The 2767-nt window shown below is 47.1% G+C and carries 1 protein-coding gene; it reads right to left on the bottom strand.

The annotated features are described in order from the left end of the window. The coding region (locus WBA23_RS10025) for a DPP IV N-terminal domain-containing protein (RefSeq protein ID WP_424582142.1) at positions 1-2627 on the bottom strand (2627 nt) is incomplete at its 3' end. Positions 2628-2767 lie beyond the last annotated feature (140 nt).

Here is a 2767-nt window from a genome sequence, read left to right as displayed (position 1 = left end):
AAAAGCTTTTTTAAGCGTTGAGGAGCTGCTTGTAACTGAACACGATAGTCCTCAGGATACAGCGCCACTAATTGTCTATTCTGATAAATTTCGGGATGCTTGTCGGCTAGAATATAAAAACCGCCTTGTAACCCCACGGTAGGCGTAATATTCATTTGTGATTTTACCAGCAGTTGTACTACGTCATCGTAGGTTTTTTTCAGCTCCGACTGCTTCATAGAATATCCCCGTCGGCTGGTACCTCGGATGTGCTCAACTGCATCTACGTTGTACTTGGTAGACGGATAAATCTCATGGGAGGAAACTGGAATGCCCATTTCGTGAGCCGCTTCAGTGATACGTTTTTGCAGCGAATCGGGCATTCGTACGTAGGTTTTAATCATATCGTAGCCCAATCGTTCGGCCCGCTCTAGCTCTAACTCCATATGTGGCCCGTGAATCACGCTGTTAGCTAAACCGTAGTAAATCCGACTACCATCGGTGAGGCCACCGGTAAAAAATTCTCGGGGACCCGGGCGAACTCCACTCGCCCAGGCTTCTTTCCGTTCTAGCGCATCGTAAGGGTCAGCCCCCGGTTCCCGCACCGAAGTAATGCCATAAGATAACCAGATTCTACCCAGCCGTTCGCCTACGCTGGCGTGCTGGTGAGTGTGCATTTCAAATAAACCGGGAATAACCGTTTTATCTGAAGCATCAATCACCGTTCCTTCGTGATTATCTCGGTGAGGTTGGATAGTTTTTATCCGATTGCCCTCAATCAGTAAATCCATATCTTTTTGATAGGTGGAATCAAGTCCATTGAATACCCGTCCGGCATGAATAACATAAGTTTCAGTAGCAGTCTCAGAATTCCAGGAAAGAAGATTTGGAATAGGAGTAGCGTTTCCCGATGAAATATCTAACTTTTTAAGCTGATCGGTAGCCAAGTAAACAATAGATTTTCCGTCGGCGGTCCAGCTTGGTGATGACGCTAGCTCGGTAGTTAGCTGCTTTGGTTCATCCGAGGGCTCGCCCGTTGCATCTACGGGCATATGCCACAGTACTCCGTCTTGCACGTAGGCAATAGATTGTCCGGTAGGTGACCAAACCGGCCCGTTTGCATTTCGAATGGCGGGAGTGCGGTCTTCTTCGGGCGAAACGTAGCGACGGACGGTATCGGTAAGCGAAATGTATAGAATTTGACTGATTCCTTCGCGGTAGCGCGATGAGTAGGGTTGCAATACCATCAACGCTAGCATTGAACCGTCGGGCGACCAAGTAGGCTTACTCGGCACGAAGTAGCTATCTTCTAGCGATTGCAGTTCACCCGTAGCTACCGTTAGCAAATGTAACTGCCCTCTGCCCCAAACATTGCGAACATCGCGGGTATAAAAAGCAATACGCTTTCCATTGGGCGACCAGATAGGAAAACCTACGGCCTGATCTAAATCAGTTAACTGCGACTCTTTCCCGGTCGCTAAATTTTTCATCCATAGGTTCATGCGCCCGTCGCGATCTGATACAAAAGCTAGTTGGCTCCCATCGGGGGACCAAGCTGGGTCAATATCAACGAATGAATCATCAGTGACAGCCTGAACGCTATCTCCATCGATAGACTGTATCCAAATATTTCCTAAAGCAGCGAAGGCTACGGACTGGCCGTCGGGGGAGACTACCGGATTCATTATACCCAAAGCCGGGCGAGCTTCAGTATCGTCAAAATTATAGGTTTTGCGAGTGTAAGGTGGTCGCTCCAGAGCTACGGTTGCTTCAAAAGAAATAGTGTTGGCTCCTTCTTGTCCTAAAACTCGCTGCTTGATTTTACCATCGCTGGTATAGAAAAAGCTACTATCCGATTGCCAGGCGGCGCGGAATGGAAAAACATCTTCATCTACACTAAGTACTTGTGCTGAATCGCCCGAGACTGGAAAGGCTACGGTCAATCTACTCGTTCCGTCGCTATACTGAAGGAAGGAAATTTTCTGTTGGTCGGGACTCCACGCTGGTGAGGCTAATTTAGCATCAGAAGCGACTATCTGCTCAACGACACTCGTCGCTCGATCAAAAGTATAGATACCCTTGCCATCGGCCTGTTCAGACACGTAAGCTATCTGGGAACCGTCGGGCGAATAGGCCGGGTGATACTCATTAGCATTGTCTTGGGTAAGAGCAGCTATTTCACCATTGGCTAAAGTTATTTCCCATAAGTCGTAGTTACCGTTGCGATCGGAAGAAAAAACAATGTGCTCACCGTTGGGTGACCAGTGGGGTTCACGGTGATCATAACGACCATTAGTCAACTGCCGAAGTTGACTGCCATCGCGCTGAACCGTCCAGATATGATAGTTCCCGTCTCGGTACGAGTGAAAAGCAATTTGCTGCCCGTCGGGTGACCAAGCTGGTTCGTGGCAATCGCCCAGTGGGTCGGTAATAGGTTGCGCTTCTCCCCCATCGACCGGAAGCAACCAGATTGTTCCTTGCAAATCAATAGCCAGCGTTTGCTTGTCGGGTGATAGCGCGACGGCTAAATTGGTGCCTTCTTGTAAGGCAACCTCTATTAAGTTGGGAGATTCTTCAGTTTCTGATTGAGGTATGGTGCAAGAAACTATCAAAAACAGAAATAGGAAGTAGGTTCGGTAGGTTTTCAACGTAGGTAGTTGTGTAGTTTATAGAAAAAGTAAAATGCAATAACAAAATAAATTATTGAATTAAGTAAAAATTGCAGAATAAAGACTGCAAAAATCTTAATAAGATCAGGATAAAATATAAGAGTAGAAAGGTTTTTATG

This window comes from Tunicatimonas sp., from assembly GCF_049647865.1.
Classification (GTDB): Bacteria; Bacteroidota; Bacteroidia; order Cytophagales; family Cyclobacteriaceae; genus Tunicatimonas.
This window is presented reverse-complemented; position numbering and strand designations above follow the sequence as displayed.